Raw genomic sequence first — 17,671 nt, forward strand, 5'->3', positions numbered from 1 at the left:
TTGATTAGCGGTACTGCTCATCCGCACTGCTACAGCAATCCTGAATGACCGGGTTCGGCAAGCTACACAGCGGCATCGTTCCAGCTTTAACCGACGGCCTACGGCTAACTGCTCTTGCTGCAGCCGCATTCGCTGCGGCCTGCCCGAATGTCGGTGATAGGCTCTTCGCGTCGATGCCGGTCTGTAGCTGAGAGGCCGCTTTTTCAAGGGCATGGTGATCGCGGGCACCGCGATCGCTGATCCAGCGGACAGCCGCGCCTCCGCTTCGCTCTGGCACAGCTGACGATCTTTCATTTCGCTTTTCCGCCTGCCATCCGGCCGGCGATCTGAACACGGGCTCTGGTGCCGCTGCGCGTCAGCCTCCACGGAGAAATCCGGTTCCTCCCACGCCAGGGCGCGGGTCCCTCCCAATTTCACCGCTCCGGCCCCGTGTGTCAGATCACCGTCCGGCCGCAGGTCGGGCTGCGCCCACCCTGCTTTGCCCTTCGGATGACATGAAGTCATCCAAAGTGAAAAGCAGCGATGGCTTCGCCACTGGCGGAACAGGAAGGAGCGCCACGACATGTCGGACTGGATCAAGACACGCATTGGAGATTGGGCTGGGGCCTATCAGAGGCAGACCTTTGTGACAGGAAAGGCAAGCCCACCTTCGCATCGAGGATGAGCCTTACTGTTTTCATGCAACTTTTCCCCTCTCTGAAGGCAGGACTATCTGACCCCTGCCACCGATTATCGGCACAAGACCGGAACGGGCATCACCACAAGGAAGGCCAAGCATGGCTCCCCGCTACACTCATCGTATTGGCTCATGAGACCCCATCGACATCGACGGAGTGGCGAACCACGTTCGCCACAGCAACAGCGTAATGTGGTCTGGTTTCCCTCCGGGGAAAAGCACTGGCATGGTGCCGCACCCGATACCGCCATGAGCCACATCGCCATTCAGGAGACCATCGACGGCACGGCTGTGACCTGGATGGAGAAGGTTTCAGATAACAAGTACATGGACCGCCACTAGAGCCCTGCTTGAGCGCAATCTCCGAGGAGCAGCTGAGCATCTGGAGGACTGCCGGATCATCACAACAGAAGCGCAAGGAAGGTGGCCATTCGGTCATAGAAGCGAAGAGGCCTTATAAGCCTTTGCGTCGGCCCGGCGGTTTGACCTCGTCGAGCATCTAATCCGCCGCCCTCTTCCCCGATGCTTCGTGTCCGGTAATCTTGCCTTATCGGACGCAAGTGAGCATCAGCATCGGTCTCATGTGTCTGTTGAAGGAAGGTATTTCTGGCAAAGGAGGAATATCCAGTGCCAGAGGGCGTTCCTAACCCTCTGTCTTTGTTCATGCGCTGAGGAAGAACAGCGTGACAATCGACAAAGCCGGGCGGCGTCCTGGTCTGCATCCTGCCTGCAACCGCCTATTATGACCACGGCACCATCCTTGGCCGGTGGAATGATCTTCCTGTAGGCAGCTTCGCCAGTTCCGGCACCAACGTCCCGACCGGGTATTGTGTCTATCACAAGCCGCGCCCCTGAACGCCGGGCGGACCTTCCGGCCCGCCTCTTTCCCCTGTAGCTTGAAGAAAAGGAATGGCCCATGATGAGGAATATCTATCTGCGCATCTATCTGATGGGTCATTCCGGCCGCCATGCCGCGTTGGCTACGCCGCTTGATGGCTAGAACCAAAGCGCATCGCGCTTGGCTCTGCGGCTTTTCAGGTTGTTTCGAGCAGGACGGAGTTCGCTATGGTCCTGCCAACCCGTATCCGGGCACCCTTTCCGACTGCGCCGCCAGTCAGGCAGAAGGCCCATGCAGACAGCGCGGCCTTTTGCCTATTTATGCTTTGCCCGCCATTCCTGTGGTTCCATGAAGGCCCCTGCGAAGATCCCAGTTCCATCTGCACGCGCTTCAGCTTCGGCATTTTCATAGGCACGACTATAGCGGGTATAGGCGACCGCCCATCCGCTCCTAACAGCCCAATAGTTCAGGCTCAGGCCCCCTGCTTCGCAGTCGGCCACAGCCCGATCATATTTATCTGTGTCCTTCACGACGCATCGCACTTCGCGCCCTTCCAGCTTCCGGGCCAATTCATCAGCCGCCCGATGCCCGCAGTTCCAGTCATAGCCTTCGGTGTCCTGGCACAACTGGCCTTTTTCAACAGCGTCAATGCCGAACAGACGAACGGGTGCACCGTTCACATCGAGAGTGTCGCCATCCACGACGCGCGCCTGTCCGACAATAATTTGAAAATCGTCCCTTGTAAGCGGCGAGAATACCTCCCGTGCTTCATCGTCCCATTCGTCAGCCAGTCCGGCGAGGATTGCCACCATCAAAACGGCACCGATAGCCGCCCCTGGTCCGAAACGAGCCTTGCGCATCACCCTTGTCTGTCCTGCCACGTCTACCTGACACAATCAGCCGGCAGTGAGCCCTCTATGTTGAAGGTCACTTCCTTGCCGGTTGCGCTGAACGTAATCGTTCCAGGCTTGCCAATGGCAGCAATAAGCTCATTCCATTCTTCGGCCGTCTCACCAAGGATCGAGCCTCCGGATAGGGAATAGGTCATCGTTTTGGCGTCTGTCCGGACTTCCACAGTATCGCCTTCCATGAATCGCCCATTCTCCGTGGCAACAACATGAAACTCTGGTGGCGTCCAAAGCCCCTCGGGATCGCACACGACCTCTAGACGTGCCGTGCCGTCTTGGACGGTGTGTGAAAATATACCTTTAACTTCCTCGGACTGCCATTGCGCTGCGCTCACTGGCAGAACCGAAGCGCCGAGCGCCAGCATAGAAGCGGCAAAAATCTTCATCCTAATCTCCTTCATCGGCAAAAATTCGAAGCGACGCTAACACGCTGCAATGAATAGCGTTATGCTGTTTCGACTTCGAGTTGCTTCAGCAGATCATCGGCCGCACGATCAAAAGCATTGAGTGCTACCTTGCGCAGCACTGAGCCAGGCCGAGCGGCTAGGTTGAGCGGATCTTGTGCTTTAAGCCATGCCTTTGCGCTGTCCTCGGGGATACCGATAGCATGACGGAACAGAGGCCCCGCACGGCGCTTTGCCTCCGCAACAGTGAAATCATCGGGAGTTACTTTCAGCCCCTTTGCCACTTTCATAAGTATGGCCTGCGGCTTCACCCCAAGCTTCTTTGCCAATGCTTCAACACGCGGAAGCATTGCTTCTGAGAACTGAAATGTCAGCTTCGCCACCACGGCTTGAGCCTCTGGTGTCGCTTCTTCCACTGCCGCCGGCTTACTGTTCTTTATTGGCTTGTCGTCCGGTGCCGGTTCATCTACCGGTGCAGGCTTATCTTCCGGTTCTGGTTCTGGCTCCCGCACTGGCTCCGGCTTCCGGGCAGGCTCCGTCGCCAGTTCCTGGACCGGCTCGGTCGCCCGAGCAGGCGGTGTCACAACCTTAGTGTCATGCTTGGCGGGTTCAGGTGCGCTTGCCGCCCCGGCGTGCACTTGCTCTGCGGCAGGCTGCGGGGGCACGTCGTCAGTTTTGGGCGTCTCGACCGGTGCCGTATCTGACTTTGCATAGCCTACCATCGGGTCAGGCAATTTGACCGACTGCGCGCGTTTCAAGCGTTCGGCCTTCTTGAGTCGCTCGGCGTTCCTGTCTTTGAACTTGCCAAGTTCAGCCATCACTTCATTCCTTCGATAGCGGCGAGGATGGTGTTCGCCTCGTTTATGTCAGTGTCCAGATGCTTGCGGGCTAACCCCTGCCCTGCCCCGGTCAATGCCTGTCTTTCCATAGCCAAAATGCGGCCACGGCCGAGCGTTTCATAGTTGCTCCGGTGCGGCATGAAGAAAGGCAGGATCATTGAATGGTTGGTGATCTCTTCCAAAGCCTCTGCCTGTTCGACCGTGAGGCGCTGCGACGGCTTATAGTTGTTCAGCAGAAGGCCACAGGGTGCGACTTCTTCGCCTTCAGCTTCAAAGGAAGTCCGCAGAGCTTCATAAGTGGCGACCGTTGCGAGCTGGCTGCGGTATTCGTGAATCACGGGTTTGACAGGAATTATAATCCGGTCAGACATGGACATAACATCACGCGGGAAATCGCTGTGCCGCCCTTCCGTATCGACCAGAACGAAGGCAACGTTAGTTTCTTCCGCTTGGACGAGAAGATCATAGAGTTCTTCGCCGTTCGATGCCTTGACGCTGAACAGCCGTTCCGACAGCTCAGGATAGGCGTCAAGCGCCGCCGTAACGAAGCCTTCAGTCGATCCCTGCTTGTCAGTCTCGACAAGCAAAACCTTTGGTTCATCTGAGCGGGCTAGAATGGCCTGTGCGAGTATCCAGCAGACAGTGCTTTTCCCGCCACCGCCTTTTTGACCCACCAAAGAAATCGTCAGCATGGTTCCGCCTGTATATACAAAACTGTTTGTACCGTATGTGCGACAACGTGTGTGAGGCTGTCAAGGACGTGATGACATAGGGACGCGAGGCCGTAGTGACACAATGACGTAGTGCCTTATGGACGCACGGCCATTTTGACATGATGACACACGGACGTCCGGCCATCAAGATATAGAGACGTAGTGACCTATGGACGTAAGGACGCTACGCCGTATGGACGCGCTGACCTATGGCCCTTGGGACGTGAGGACGTTATGACGTTCTGACATGATGCCATAAAGCCGTATGGACATAGTGACTTACTGACCCGAGGACGTAAGGACGCTATGACTTACGGACGAACGGACTTACAGCCCATTGGACGTGGAGACGTACAGACATCGTGACGCAGTGCCGTTATGACGTAGGGCCGTAAGAACCTGCTGACATATGGACTTGTGGCCGTAGTGACCTATGGACATGCAGACGTGTGGACGCGGTGCCGTATTGACTTATGGATAAGCTGCCGTGACGGACGGCCACAACGAAGCGAGTGGAGCTGCCTGACCTGTAGATGAGCAGAGGCTCCCTCAGAGGGCCATAGAGTGGCGTAAGGACATTCCGGCCACTGGGGTAGCGGGGCGCCCCAGGATGCTGCCTGTACGGCGCTCTGCGCCGCTCTGGCAGCACATGCGCTTTGGCATCGACCGGCTGCGCCCTGGGTCTAGCGTCGGCAAGGTCGATTTGAGGGGCCAAATCGACCAGCGGCTCACGCCCAAGGGCGTTCGGGCTGATGGCGCTTCGCACCCTCAGCCTTCGCTCCGCTTACCGCAGCGGACTCCTAAGCAAGAAGCTTTTTTGCACGGCAATTCGCTTGTCAGCGGCGCTCAAAAGCACTAGGTTATGAGGAACTGTAGCAGGAAATGTAATTTGGCAGCGTTACACTCCCCAAAAGGAACTGGACGGCGGCTTTCGGCGAGCGAAAGCAGGGAGATTTTCGCCGCCTACCAGCGTGGCGAAAGCGTTACATCGCTTGCCAAGCGATACGGGGTTTCGAGGCCTACCGTGTATCGGGCCATCGAGAAAAATGGCCGCCCTGGGCAGCCCTCAGAGGACTCCGCCCGTGTTACGATCCGCCTCACGCCAGATGAGCGGGCGGCATTGGACGTGCTTTCCGGTCGCCTCGGCCTGTCCCGCGCGGCCCTCGGCCGTCGTGTTCTGCGGTTGGCGGCGGGCTTTTTGGAGCCTGACCCTGACTTGGTGGAGGCCATGACTGACCTTTCACGGCAGATCAAAGCCGTGGGTGGAAACCTCAATCAGATCGCGGCCCACCTCAATCGCGAGGCCCGGATGCAGGGCCGCGCCTCTCCCAGCCGGGACCAGCAAGCGCAGATCGAGGCATCCGAGCGCGCGTTGAAGGCGCTGGCGAAGGACGTTGACCGGCTTTTTGTCCATGCTGCGAAGCGGCGAAAGGCGCGTGTCGAGACGATTTTGCGCCGTGGCGGTGACTCATGAGCCAAGCCAATTTTGTCATTGGTCGTTTTGATTGGGCCAAGAACCGGGGCGGCGGGGCAGGGCGTGACACCTTTCGCGTACGGACGGGGCGGACCGGCCGCGCAACGGGGAACGTCCGAGGGCTTCCCCAGGTCATGTTCAAGGTCGTTCCCAACGGTGGATGCAAGGGATCGATGGGTCTGGCTGCGCAGCTTGGCTATGTGCTTGGCAAGGCCGAACATATCATCGACCCCAACAAGGAATATGACCGACTGGAACACCTGCCGGAGCATTTTACCGACGCGATTGCAGAGGAATGGGCGGAAGGATGGGATCGCAGAGTTAAGGCCGGGCACTCGATGCACATGGTTGCCAGCTTTCCGCGCGGCACCGACCCCGAGAAGGTGGCCGAAATCATGCGCTCCACCTGCTATGACGTCTTCGATCAGGGCCGTAGCCGGTTCAACTACATTGCGGCGCTGCACACCGATACCGGCATTCCTCATGTCCATATCGTCGTGGACCGCAAGAACGCCGAAGGCGAATGGTTTTACTTCGCTCGCAATGGCGAGTTCACCTACGACCGGGTGAAGGATACCATTGTCACCCATGCCGCCGCCCACGGCATCGAAATGGTCAACAGCAGCAAGCTTTCGCGGGGCATCACCGACGACAACGAGCAGGGCAAGAACCGTGCGCCTGCCGTCCGCGGCCTTGCCGGGGCGCTGATCGACCACGGCACAGCGCATTATCAGAACAATCCGAAAGAGCGGATCAGCTACTTTGTGACGGTAGAGTCCCCGCAGGGCATCAAGACCCTTTGGGGGAAGGAGCTTGGCCCGGTCATAGGTGAAAGCGGAGCCGAAAAAGGCGATGCCATTCGCATCACCCATGAGGGCAAAGAGGCCGTTCAGGTCAAGACTCGGGACGGCCGCACCATCGAGACACACAGGAACCAATGGGCTGTTGAGCTTCCCGAACGGGGGATTGCAACCAGCAGCCGTGAAGAACCCGCGCCATCCTCCCATGAACAGCACAGCATGGAGTGGAAGCGCGAACAGGTCTTGGCCCATGCGGCTGAGTATCGCTCGCTTTCTGCCGCTTTTGCGGACGGCTTTTCCGCGCTGTCGCGCGGCTTCGCCGCCGCTGCCGATTTGCTGGAACGCGGGCTGTCATTGACCCCAGAGACTTTTGAGAAAGTAAGGAGGAACGCCATGCCGGAAGCCCGTTACTTGAACGAGGCCAGCCGCGATGACCTGCTATTGCAAGGCATCCAGGACGAAGTTGCGCGTCTGCGGTCTGAAGGCTACAGCAAAGCCTATATCTCAGAGCGCAGCATGGAGATTGAGGATGACGTTCGGAGCAGCCTCGGGATGCCGCGTGAGGACGAACTGGCGGCAGATACAGCCAAGGCCCTTACAGTCATTGAGGAAGCCCGCGACAAACTGGCAGAAGTGCGTGATACCATTCCACAGCTTGCCCCTGCCGACCGCCCCGAGGTCGAGGCGCAGTATTTTGCAGCCGTTCGCGATGTGGAGCGCCTGACCACTGGTCTTGATCGCGCCGAATACACCGACCCTGCGCAAGGAACGATTTACGCGGACGGCCACCGCGAAGCGATTGCCGCAATGGATCGCAGCCAGCTTTCGGCGGCACTTGAAGGAACTGGTATTGATGCGGCGGAAGTCGCGGCGCGCGTCAACATTGAGGCCCGTTCCGCCGCCTTGGAAGCCCATTGGGTTGCCGTTGATGCACAGAACCTCGCAGCAGCACGGGGCTATGACATGGCGACGGAAGATGGATCGCGGCAGGCATACGAGGATCTGGCCGCGACCTACCGGGCTGTTTCAGAGCGTAGCGTTTCGGCCGAGCGTGCTGTCCCCGATCTGGCCGACAACCGCGACCTGGTTTCGAGCATCGAGGAACGCCAAGCACTGATCGCAGAGGCACGTGACCTTGCTGGCCGGGATAATTTGACCCCCGAGCAGCAAGAGCGCCTGACCGAGATTGTGGAGCAGGTTGCAGGCAAGGATGCCGTGCATGAGCTGCGCGCGGGTAATAGCGATGCTTTGTCAGACATTGTGCCGGACAAGGCCGAACGTCTGGACATGGCCGAAAAGTATCTTGAGGCAGAGCAAAGCCGTGGCCTGGACCGGTCCGATGCCATCAGCGCCGTGCAGTTGGACCGCGACATGATGGAGATCGACCGCAAGGCCGAGCATCAAGACACGCTTGAGCGGGAGACCGCACGCGAAGCGGAAGCGCGGCGCGAGCGTGGCCGCGATGACGGACACGAGCTTTAAGGAGGGCAGGGGATGGCGACCGAAAAACTGACAATTCGAATGCGATTGGCTGGCGGTGTCTCGCTGATTTCCGCCACTGCGGCCGCTATCGGATATGTTGTGGCGACCGGGGTTGTTCAATTCTGGTTCGGTCACGCAGAACCTGACTTCCTTTGGCTTGTTCGCAACTACGCTGCGCTTCAGGAGCAGCAGCCGCAGCGATGGGTTATCGTCAACACCATCATCGCCGGATTCTTCTGCGCTGGCTTGCTTGCCTCTAGTCGCGTTGTCCAGGAGCAGTTAACGCGCTTTGGCACGACCCACTGGATGACCGCTCGCGAGATGAGGCGGAAAAACTTCTTCGGTGATGCCCGGACAGGGTTCGTCCTCGCCAAGACGACAGGGCCGAAAAAGAAGGGCAACTACATCGTGTCGGGCAAATTTCCGCATTGCCTGCTGGTGGCGCCGACAGGACGAGGCAAGGGCGTGGGTTTCGTCATCCCGAACCTTCTATCCTACAAGGGCAGCGCAGTGGTCCTCGATGTGAAGGGCGAAAACTACGAGGCCACCGCACGGTTTCGGCAGAAGATGGGCCAGACAGTCTATCGGTTCAGCCCGCGCGATTTCGATGAACCGTCTTTCCGCTACAATCCATTGGCGCGGATCACGACCTACTCCAATCCTGCGAAGCGCATGGCCGAGCTGGAAAAGATCGCGACCCTGTTCTTGCAGGCCGACGACAGTTCAGCCGCAAGCTTCCTGCCTAACAGCCGCCAGATTTTCGTCGCCTGCGGTATTCTTGCCTATGAGCAAGGGGACCTGACTTTGGGGCGCATTCACAAGCTTGCGTTTGGAGGCGGGGACTACAATGCCAAGTTCAAAGCTTATGCAAAGACTGTCAAGGACCGGAGCGCCAAGGTCATTTTTGAGCAGATGGGGGGTACGACCGAAAAAACTCTGTCGGCCTACATCTCGGTGCTGTCGTCGGCAGGTATGGAGGCATGGGCAAACCCGCATACCTGCGCGGTTACAGACGCCAGCGATTTCGATTTTTCCACGTTCCGCAAGAAGCCGCAGACTGTCTATCTCACAACTCCGTTCAACGATATTCCGACTATAGCGCCGCTGATCCGGCTGTTCTTCGCTGACCTGATTGCAGCCCTGCAGGATCACGAGCCGCGCAAGGACGAGCCCTTTCCTGTGCTGATCCTGATGGACGAGTTTCAGCGCATTGGGCGAATGCCCATCGTGGCCGAGAGCATTTCCCTTCTGCGCAGCTACGGTGGCAACCTTGCTCTGGTTACGCAGACCATCCCCGACCTCGATGTGGTCTATGGGGAGCAGGTGCGGAAAACCTTGCAAGGCGGTGCCGGGATCAAGCTTTACCTGACCCCGAGTGAACCGGACACGATTGCCGAACTATCCGATGCCGTTGGCATGACGACCAAGCGTGTCGTGAGTAAATCTAAGAACATCAAGGATGGCCTATTTTCCAACAACATTTCCGAGCGCACCGAGGAACACCCTCTGTTGACGCGCGACCAGGCACGCCGCCTGCCCGATGATGAAGTCATTATTGTTGTAGACGCCGACATGCCCATCCGGGCAAAGCGCCTGATGTATTACGACGACACGGCTTATCAGGAACTCTACGAAAGCCAAAACTTCAACTCGCCGCTGCCGACCCCGCCGCACACGATCACCGAAGCCGACTACAAGTATATAGAGACAACCGACGATCTGGCCGCGCAGAAAGCTGACGCAGAGAAGGCCAAAGCCGATGCCCAGGCCCGCGCGGCCGAGAAGCGCGACGCAGAAGCCGCCGAAGCAGGGTGGGTTCAACCTGCCTCGGACAAGGACGCGCCTGCAATTAAGGATGCGGACGGCCAGCAGGCTCCTGACTTGTCGGAAGGTCAAGCCTCCGAGGCGGAACAGCCCACCCCACAGCCCGCTCCTTTGGCCGAGGCGACCGATCTTCAGAAGAAAGCCGCGCCTGCGATCGAGGATGCGGGAGTCCAACAGACTTTCGATCTGCCGGGCGGTCAAGCCTCCGAGGCGGAACAGCCCGCACCACTAGCCAAGCCCACCGATCTTCAGAAGAAAGCCGCTCGCTTGCGCCGCCGTGGCAAGGAGCGTCAGAACGCCCTGCCATTGCCCGAGGTCAGCGGATCACCAGTGCAGGTTTCCTTTGAGGACGCGGCAGCGGCACACCTGCGGATAGACAGCATGACTTCAAAGATTGCAGAGGCCAAGGCGCGCGCTGTTTGACTTGCCCAACGACAACGGAAAAGGCCGGTGCTCGCACCGGTCTTTTTGTTGCGCGGCTACTGCAGACTTATTCTCTGTCAATGGACTGGTAAGAGGGCAAAAAGTTCAGCACCTATTAGGCCATCTCACACGAACACCGGAAATTTCGCCTACTTTGCCAGCTCTTAGGAACCCGCTAAGCAGATCAACGACATGTTCGATTTCATATGCCAGTGCATGCTCGAAGAGATATCTATGATTGCGTTAAGGGGTGGAGAGCAGTTTGAAGATTGAAGATTTTATTGCCCGCTGGAGCACGTCAGGCGGCAGCGAACGAGCCAATTTCCAACAGTTCGCCATTGAGCTGACGCAGCTTCTGGACGTTCCGGCCCCCAAGCCCGCCACGGCCAACGCCCAGAACGACGACTATCGTTTTGAGCGGCCCGTGACCTTCATCCACACCGGCACGAAATCCCGCGGCTTCATCGACCTCTACCGCCGAGGCTCCTTCATCATGGAGGCCAAGCAGGGCACGGGAGCGGCTACGACGGACGAGAACCAGCTTACGCTGCTTCCTGATACGCCAACCGTTCAACGGCAAGGGCATGGCGTTCGGGGGTCAAGGCGGTGGGACGACACCATGCTCCGCGCCCGCAACCAAGCTGACGGATATGCCCGCGCCGTGGCGCGCGAAGATGGCTGGCCTCCGTTCCTGCTGATCGTGGACGTGGGCCATGTGATTGAGGTCTATGCCGACTTCTCCGGCCAAGGGCAGGGTTACACGCAGTTCCCGGACGGTAACCGCTACCGTATCACGCTGGACGATTTGCGCGACGAGGCAACCCTTGCCCGTCTGCGCGCCATCTGGAACGACCCCCATAGCCTCGATCCGACGCGCGTCAGCGCCCAGGTCACACGGCAGGTGGCGGGCCATCTGGCCGAGCTGGGCAAGTCCTTTGAGACGCAAGGCCACGCGCCCGATGCCGTGGCCCGCTTCCTGATGCGCGCCCTGTTCACGATGTTTGCCGAGGACGTGCAGCTCATCCCCGAAAACGCCTTCACCAAGCTGCTCAAGGATCGGCGCGGGCATCCCGAACACGCCGCCCCCATGTTGCAAAGCTTGTGGGAGACGATGAACACGGGCGGCTTTTCCCCGGCGCTGTCATGTGATCTCAAACGCTTCAACGGCGGCCTGTTCAAGGACGCGACCGCGCTGCCCCTATCTGAAATGCAGCTTGGCCTGCTGATCCAGGCCGCGTCCCACAACTGGCGCGAGGTCGAACCCGCGATCTTCGGCACCCTGCTGGAACGCGCCCTCGACACACGCCAGCGCCACAAGCTGGGGGCGCATTACACGCCGCGCGCCTATGTCGAACGGCTGGTGAACCCCACGGTGATTGAGCCTTTGCGCGCCGAATGGCGCGATGTGCAGGCCGCTGCCGTCACGCTGGCCGCGCAGGACAAGCTGAACGACGCCCGCCAGACCGTGCGCGCCTTCCACCAGCGCCTGTCCGAGGTGCGGGTGCTAGACCCGGCCTGCGGATCGGGAAACTTCCTCTACGTCGCGTTGGAGCTGATGAAGCGCCTTGAAGGCGAGGTCATGGCCCTGCTGCGAGAGCTGGGCGAGGATCAGGGCGCGCTGGCACTGGCAGGCCACACCGTGGACCCGCACCAGTTCCTCGGGATGGAGGTGAACCCTTGGGCCGCCGCCGTGGCCGAGTTGGTGCTGTGGATCGGCTATCTGCAATGGCATTTCCGCACCCACGGCAAGGCCAGCCCGTCCGAACCTGTCCTGCGCGACTTCCGCAACATCGAGAACCGTGACGCCGTTCTGGCCTATGACGGCACCCGCCCCCGGACGGACGCGGCGGGCGGGCCGGTGACCCGCTGGGACGGGGTGTCCACCATCCGCCATCCGGTCACGGGCGAAGCCGTGCCCGATCCGGCCGCGCGGGTGCAGGTTCTGGATTACCTCAAGCCCCGCCCGGCCAAATGGCCCGAGGCCGAGTTCATCGTGGGCAACCCGCCCTTTATCGGCAACAAGCGGATGCGCGAGGCCCTGGGCGACGGCTATGCCGAGGCGCTGCGCGCGGCCTATCCCAAGATGCCCGAAAGCGCCGACTTCGTGATGTTCTGGTGGGAAAAGGCGGCCTTGGCGACGCGGGCGGGCAAGACCCGGCGCTACGGCTTCATCACGACCAATTCTCTGACAATGATATTCAATCGGCGCGTGCTGGAACCGCATTTGGCCGACCTGAAGAAACCGCTGTCGCTGGCTTTTGCCATCCCCGACCACCCGTGGGTCGATGCGGACGACGGCGCGGCGGTGCGGATTGCCATGACCGTTGCAGTCCCCGGATCGCAGCCGGGACGGCTGTTCACCATCACCGACGAACGCCGGGGCGAGCGCGAAGCCGAGGGGCGGCCCGTGACCCTATCCGGGCAGGTAGGCAAGATTCACGCCAACCTGCGGATCGGCGCGGACGTGGCAGCGGCTAAGCAACTCGGCAGCAATCAGGGCCTTGGATTCATGGGCGTCATTCCGGTTGGTCTTGGCTTTGTCATCTCCCGCTCTGAAGTATCAGCGTGGGGGTATGACATCAGAAACTTACCACCAGTTATCCGACGCTACATGAACGGAGATAATCTGATCACCGGGCGGTATGACCGGCTGATCATTGATTTTTTTGGTTTCTCGCGCGAACAGGCCAAGATGTCATATCCGATCCTTTTTCAGCACGTGAACGATGCCGTTCGGCCCTCACGTGAGCATGTGGCGCGTAAGGGTCATCGTGAGAAATGGTGGCTTTTCGGGGAAGCACGCCATGGAATGAGGCAGGCATTGGAGGGTCTGCCGCGTTATATCGCCACTGTTGAAACAGCAAAACATAGAACCTTTTCTTTCCTTAACTCAGGCATTCTCCCTGACCAAAAGTTACGTGTTATTGCATTAGCAGATGCATGGTGTTTAGCAGTTTTATCAAGTTCGGTGCACGGGGTTTGGGCAAGGAAATCAGGAGGAACGCTTGAAGACCGACCTGTCTACAACCATTCAGTCTGCTTCGACCCCTTCCCCTTCCCCGACGCCACCGATGTCCAGAAAACCCGCCTGCGCGCCTTGGGCGAAGAACTCGACGCGCATCGCAAGGCGCAGCAGGCGGCTCACCCCAAGCTGACCCTGACGGCCCTCTACAACGTGCTGGAAAAGCTGAGGGCGGGTGGGCGGATCGAAGGCAAGGACAAGGAAATCTACGATCAGGGCCTTGTTGGCATCCTGAAGGGCATCCACGACAGCATCGACGCCGAGGTTGCCGCTGCCTATGGCTGGGCCGACGATCCCGATGACGAAACGATCCTGATGCGGCTGGTCGATCTGAACCGCGCCCGCTTTGCCGAGGAAGCGGCAGGCCATGTCCGCTGGCTTCGCCCCGACTACCAGAACCCTGCCGGACATGCCGCCGTCGCCAAGGGCAAACAGGCCGAGCTGGCCGTGGCCGTGGCCGAAACTGCTGACAAGGCGCTGTGGCCCAAGGCCCTGCCTGAACAGATCGCCGCCGTCCGCGCCGTGTTGTCGGACATGGGAGAGGCCACGCCCGAGCAGGTCGCCCGCCAGTTCAAGCGTGGACGCGCGGCATCGGTGCAACCCCTGCTGGAAAGCCTCACCGCCCTAGGACAGGCTCGCCTGATCGAGAACGGACGTTTCGCGGCCTGACGCTTATCCTAAAAGCAAGTGAGACTTCTGATGGTACAACTGCCTGATAGAATACCGACGGCGATTATTGGTCTCCTGAGTCAGATACTTCCTGATCGCTATACTCAGGCAAGTATCGACTCCTTGTTCCTGACGGCTGGAGCGCCCGAACCTATACCGGATGGTAGCAAGGCCACAAAGGTGCAGGCGTGGCTTCGCCAGACAAACGCAAAGTCTCCGGAGCCGCTCAAAGTTTTGGGTCTGATTCTTGATGACTTCATGGAGATGCAGGTTGAGAACAAAATGTTCTGGATGGATAGTACTGACTATGCGGCCAAACTGGAGGCCGAGAAGGGTCGGGTACGAGAGGCGCTCGCTCGCGACGCTTTGACCTATCTTCGTGGTGGCACCATCGCGAAGGGCGGTGCAGTTCCAACATTGTCGCTAGATGAAAGTGTAAAAAAACACGGCCTGACTTCCGTAGATATAGAGATTAGGCGCGCGTTCACGATGATTGAGCAAGATCCTCACGCGGCTGCTCAGTATGCAGGAAATGTCCTTGAGGCAACATTGAAGGCATATCTCGATCATAAGCATGTCGCATATAAAAGCGGCGATGCTCTTGCCGACCTATGGAGGCTTGCTGCAGCTAAGATAGGGCTTCGCGCAGCAGATTGGGACAACAAGGACCTGAAGAAAATTGCCTCAGGGCTACACAGCATCGTGGACGGGATTGCCCATCTACGGAACACTAAGAGCAGCGCACACGGTCGTTCAGAGGAACAACGTCAGAGTATTAACATCAAACCTCGCCATGCACGGTTAGCTATTCATTCAGCCCACACAGTTGCCGCCTACATTCTTGAGCTAATAGAGTGATTAGACCAGCTGCAGAGGCAAATGTGTGGACCGGAAAACAGCCTTTTGGGCAATTCTTGGAAGCGACTGACTTCTTAATTGTCCTATCCCGGATGATCACATTGACCCTCGTCGGACCGGGTTCTTCATGGCAAGATCGGTCCTGCGCGAGGTTCGAGACGGGAGGCGAGCATGCTGATCTCTCTTCACAAGCAGGCGACGACGACGCCGAAGATCCGGGCTGCGATCCAGGCGAGCATAGAACCCGCCTGGAAGGTGGCGGAGCGCTACGGCATCTCCGAGCAGACAGTCTGGAAGTGGCGGAGCCGGGACAGCGTCGACGACCGCAGCCACACCCCTCATCGGTTGCAGACCACGCTGACGCCGGCGCAGGAGGCGGTGGCGGTGTCCCTGCGCAAGACCCTGCTGCTGCCGCTCGACGACCTCCTGTCGGTGGTGCGCGAGTTCCTGAACCCGCACGTCTCGCGCTCCGGGCTCGACCGCTGCTTGCGTCGGCATGGGGCGGGTAACCTGCGCGCACTCAGGCCCGTCGTGCCGCGGCCTGCGCACAAGCCGTTCAAGGCCTACGAGCCGGGCTACCTCCATGTCGACGTGAAATACCTGCCGCAGATGGCAGACGAGGACCGCCGCCGGTATCTGTTCGTCGCCATCGACCGTGCCACGCGGTGGGTCTTCGTGCGCATCTATCCGGCGAAGACGGCGGCCAACGCGCGCCGCTTCCTGCGCGACCTGGAGCGCGCTGCGCCGATGAAGGTCACGCGGGTGCTGACGGACAACGGCAAAGAGTTCACCGACAGGCTCTTCGGCTTGCGAAAGCGTGCTGCCACGGGCAACCACGACTTCGACCGCCTCTGTGCCGACCTTGGCATCGAGCATCGCCTGGCTCCGCCGATGCACCCGCAAACCAATGGCATGGTTGAGCGCTTCAACGGCCGGATTGAGGACGTCCTGCAAAGCTACCACTTCAACAGCGGCGAAGATCTGGAGCAGACAATCTTGCGATATGTCCGCCTCTACAACGGTCAGCTCCCGCAATCAGTGCTGAAGGGTCAAACGCCCATCGACGCGCTCAAGGATTGGCAGAAACAAAGGCCGGAGCTCTGTAAGCGGTCGCTGGCACCCACTGTCGGCTTAGCTTGACGGCTTGAAGTTCCACGGTAGCAGGTCATCGAGGCGGTTTTGCGGGTGGCCGTTGGCGATCGCCGTGAGGGTGGCCTTAAGGTAGGTGAAGGGTTCGACGCCGTTGATCTTGCAGGTCTCAATCAACGAGGCGATGCGGCCCCAAGCAACGCCGCCTTCGTCGTGACCTGCAAAGAGCGCATTTTTGCGATTGAGGGTGATGGGGCGGATCAGATTTTCGACCCTGTTGGAGTCGATCTCGATGCGCCCGTCGGTCAGGAAGGCTTGCAGGCCCTCCCAGTGGTTATGGATGTAGGTCAGCTTTTCGCCCAACCGGGATTTGGTGGAGATTTTGCGGCGTTGCGCCTGCAGCCAGCCGCCGAAGGCGGCCACCAGCGGTGCGGTGCGGGCTTGGCGGGCCGAGAGGCGCTGGCCGGGCGAGACACCGCGGATGTCGGCTTCAACGGCGTAGAACTCGGCGATGCGGCGCAGCCCCTCAGCAGCGATCTCGGAGCCATCGCGGTCGAAGACTTCCTTCAGTTTGCGCCTTGCATGCGCCCAGCAATGCGCGACCCGAATGGGGGCACCGCCCTTGCGCGAGGGTTTGGTTAGCCGGTTGTAGCCCGTGTAACCGTCGATCTGGAGGGTGCCATCGAAGCCGGTCAGGAAGGTTTCAGCATTCTCGCCTGCGCGGCCGGGGGCATAGAAGTAGACCACGCCGGGCGGGTCCTCGCCGCCCCAGGGCCGGTCATCGCGCGCCAGTGCCCAGAGATATCCGGTCTTTGTCGTCCCGCGCCCCGGGTCCAGCACTGGGGCAGTAGTCTCATCCATAAATAGCTTGCCCGACCGTTTCAGGTGCTCCGCCAGCCGGTCCACCACTGGCGTCAGGTGGAATGCGGCCTTGCCGACCCAATCGGCCAGAACGGCGCGGTGCAGATCAAGGCCCGCCCGCGCCAGGATCTGGCTTTGGCGGTATAACGGCAGGTGATCTGCATATTTGCTCACCAGCACATGGGCGAGCGTTGCCTCGGTCGGTAGCCCGCCCATGATCAGGTGGGAGAGTGCCGGGGCCTGAGTGACGCCGTCGGTGCAGGACCGGCAGGCATATTTTGGGCGCACGGTGACGATGACGCGCAGCTGCGCAGGCACGATGTCCAGCCGTTCGCTGCGATCCTCGCCGATCTTGTGCATGACACCGCAGCCGCAGGGACAGATCAGGCTGGCGGGTTCGATGACCTCTTCGATGCGCGGCAGCGCGGCCGGAAGATTGCCGATGGTGCGCTTCGGCGCGGGTCTGCCCGCCCCATCGCCCGCTTTGGCGGCACGGGTTGCCTTCGCTGCCTCGACCTCGGCCAGCGCGATGGACAGGTCCTCGAAGCTCAGCTGCCGCTCATCCTCAGACAGCTTTTCCGACCGCTTGCCATGCAGCGCATGGTTCAGCTCGGCGATCAGATGCTCTTGGCGTCTGGTGATATCCTTGAGGGCCGCCACCTCTGCCAGCAACGCCTGAACCGCCGCGCGCTGCGCGTCGGGAATGGCGGAAAGGTCAAGAACGGAGGCGGCGGACATGCCCTGATTTTATCAAGAACCTCCGGCAGAAGCATGCAAAATCAAGCGGCTGA

Annotated in this window: 12 protein-coding genes; 7 read left to right on the forward strand and 5 right to left on the reverse strand. The window is 59.9% G+C overall.

Annotated elements, in window-relative coordinates; genetic code table 11:
• Positions 1–868 precede the first annotated feature (868 nt).
• Positions 869–1,018, forward strand: coding sequence for a cupin domain-containing protein (locus OC159_RS11350; RefSeq protein ID WP_322626728.1), 150 nt, complete (start codon positions 869–871; stop codon positions 1,016–1,018).
• Positions 1,019–1,828: 810 nt separating this feature from the next.
• On the opposite strand, the gene OC159_RS11355 is transcribed toward OC159_RS11350, so the two are convergent.
• The 4 genes from OC159_RS11355 to OC159_RS11370 are packed head-to-tail and all read right to left on the reverse strand — an operon-like array spanning position 1,829 to position 4,357.
• The gene (locus tag OC159_RS11355) at positions 1,829–2,374 is read right to left on the reverse strand and encodes a thermonuclease family protein (protein ID WP_265501309.1); all 546 of its coding nucleotides are present in this window, start codon (positions 2,372–2,374) and stop codon (positions 1,829–1,831) included.
• Between the two features lie 23 nt (positions 2,375–2,397).
• Entirely contained in the window at positions 2,398–2,808 is a 411-nt protein-coding gene (locus OC159_RS11360; RefSeq protein ID WP_265501265.1) for a hypothetical protein, read from the reverse strand.
• 59 nt (positions 2,809–2,867) lie between these two features.
• Complete coding sequence (locus OC159_RS11365; protein WP_265501266.1) at positions 2,868–3,644, reverse strand: hypothetical protein; 777 nt, start codon at positions 3,642–3,644, stop codon at positions 2,868–2,870.
• On the reverse strand, positions 3,644–4,357 hold the full coding sequence (locus tag OC159_RS11370; RefSeq protein WP_265501267.1) for a ParA family protein: 714 nt from the start codon (positions 4,355–4,357) through the stop codon (positions 3,644–3,646). The genes OC159_RS11365 and OC159_RS11370 overlap by 1 nt, the downstream gene beginning before the upstream one ends.
• 883 nt (positions 4,358–5,240) lie before the next feature.
• Here OC159_RS11370 and OC159_RS11375 point away from each other — a divergent pair.
• The 6 genes from OC159_RS11375 to OC159_RS11400 all read left to right on the forward strand — a co-directional run bounded on the left by OC159_RS11375 (position 5,241) and on the right by OC159_RS11400 (position 16,070).
• Positions 5,241–5,852: a helix-turn-helix domain-containing protein gene (locus OC159_RS11375; RefSeq protein ID WP_265501268.1), complete on the forward strand. Its 612-nt coding sequence runs from the start codon at positions 5,241–5,243 to the stop codon at positions 5,850–5,852.
• A 134-nt stretch (positions 5,853–5,986) separates the two neighbouring features.
• Positions 5,987–8,134, forward strand: coding sequence for a relaxase/mobilization nuclease domain-containing protein (locus OC159_RS11380; RefSeq protein WP_265501270.1), 2,148 nt, complete (start codon positions 5,987–5,989; stop codon positions 8,132–8,134).
• Positions 8,135–8,146: 12 nt separating this feature from the next.
• Positions 8,147–10,381, forward strand: a complete 2,235-nt coding sequence (locus OC159_RS11385; RefSeq protein ID WP_265501272.1) for a type IV secretory system conjugative DNA transfer family protein — start codon at positions 8,147–8,149, stop codon at positions 10,379–10,381.
• A gap of 262 nt (positions 10,382–10,643) precedes the next feature.
• The gene (locus tag OC159_RS11390) at positions 10,644–14,072 is read left to right on the forward strand and encodes a class I SAM-dependent DNA methyltransferase (RefSeq protein WP_265501274.1); all 3,429 of its coding nucleotides are present in this window, start codon (positions 10,644–10,646) and stop codon (positions 14,070–14,072) included.
• A gap of 30 nt (positions 14,073–14,102) precedes the next feature.
• On the forward strand, positions 14,103–14,930 hold the full coding sequence (locus OC159_RS11395) for an abortive infection family protein (protein WP_265501275.1): 828 nt from the start codon (positions 14,103–14,105) through the stop codon (positions 14,928–14,930).
• A 171-nt stretch (positions 14,931–15,101) separates the two neighbouring features.
• Complete coding sequence (locus tag OC159_RS11400; RefSeq protein WP_265501277.1) at positions 15,102–16,070, forward strand: IS481 family transposase; 969 nt, start codon at positions 15,102–15,104, stop codon at positions 16,068–16,070.
• Here OC159_RS11400 and tnpC read toward each other — a convergent pair.
• Positions 16,062–17,618: an IS66 family transposase gene (gene tnpC / locus OC159_RS11405; RefSeq protein WP_265501278.1), complete on the reverse strand. Its 1,557-nt coding sequence runs from the start codon at positions 17,616–17,618 to the stop codon at positions 16,062–16,064. The two genes, OC159_RS11400 and tnpC, sit on opposite strands and share 9 nt — an antisense overlap.
• Positions 17,619–17,671: the final 53 nt, after the last annotated feature.

It is taken from the genome of Paracoccus beibuensis (genome assembly GCF_026162625.1).
GTDB lineage: Bacteria > Pseudomonadota > Alphaproteobacteria > Rhodobacterales > Rhodobacteraceae > Paracoccus > Paracoccus beibuensis.

Coding starts and splice junctions, on each gene's coding strand:
- OC159_RS11355 (WP_265501309.1), bottom strand. CDS start 2,374: ATGCGCAAGGCTCGTTTCGGACCAGGGGCGGCTATCGGTGCCGTTTTG.
- OC159_RS11360 (WP_265501265.1), bottom strand. CDS start 2,808: ATGAAGATTTTTGCCGCTTCTATGCTGGCGCTCGGCGCTTCGGTTCTG.
- OC159_RS11365 (WP_265501266.1), bottom strand. CDS start 3,644: ATGGCTGAACTTGGCAAGTTCAAAGACAGGAACGCCGAGCGACTCAAG.
- OC159_RS11370 (WP_265501267.1), bottom strand. CDS start 4,357: ATGCTGACGATTTCTTTGGTGGGTCAAAAAGGCGGTGGCGGGAAAAGC.
- OC159_RS11375 (WP_265501268.1), top strand. CDS start 5,241: ATGAGGAACTGTAGCAGGAAATGTAATTTGGCAGCGTTACACTCCCCA.
- OC159_RS11380 (WP_265501270.1), top strand. CDS start 5,987: ATGTTCAAGGTCGTTCCCAACGGTGGATGCAAGGGATCGATGGGTCTG.
- OC159_RS11385 (WP_265501272.1), top strand. CDS start 8,147: ATGGCGACCGAAAAACTGACAATTCGAATGCGATTGGCTGGCGGTGTC.
- OC159_RS11395 (WP_265501275.1), top strand. CDS start 14,103: ATGGTACAACTGCCTGATAGAATACCGACGGCGATTATTGGTCTCCTG.
- OC159_RS11400 (WP_265501277.1), top strand. CDS start 15,102: ATGCTGATCTCTCTTCACAAGCAGGCGACGACGACGCCGAAGATCCGG.
- tnpC (WP_265501278.1), bottom strand. CDS start 17,618: ATGTCCGCCGCCTCCGTTCTTGACCTTTCCGCCATTCCCGACGCGCAG.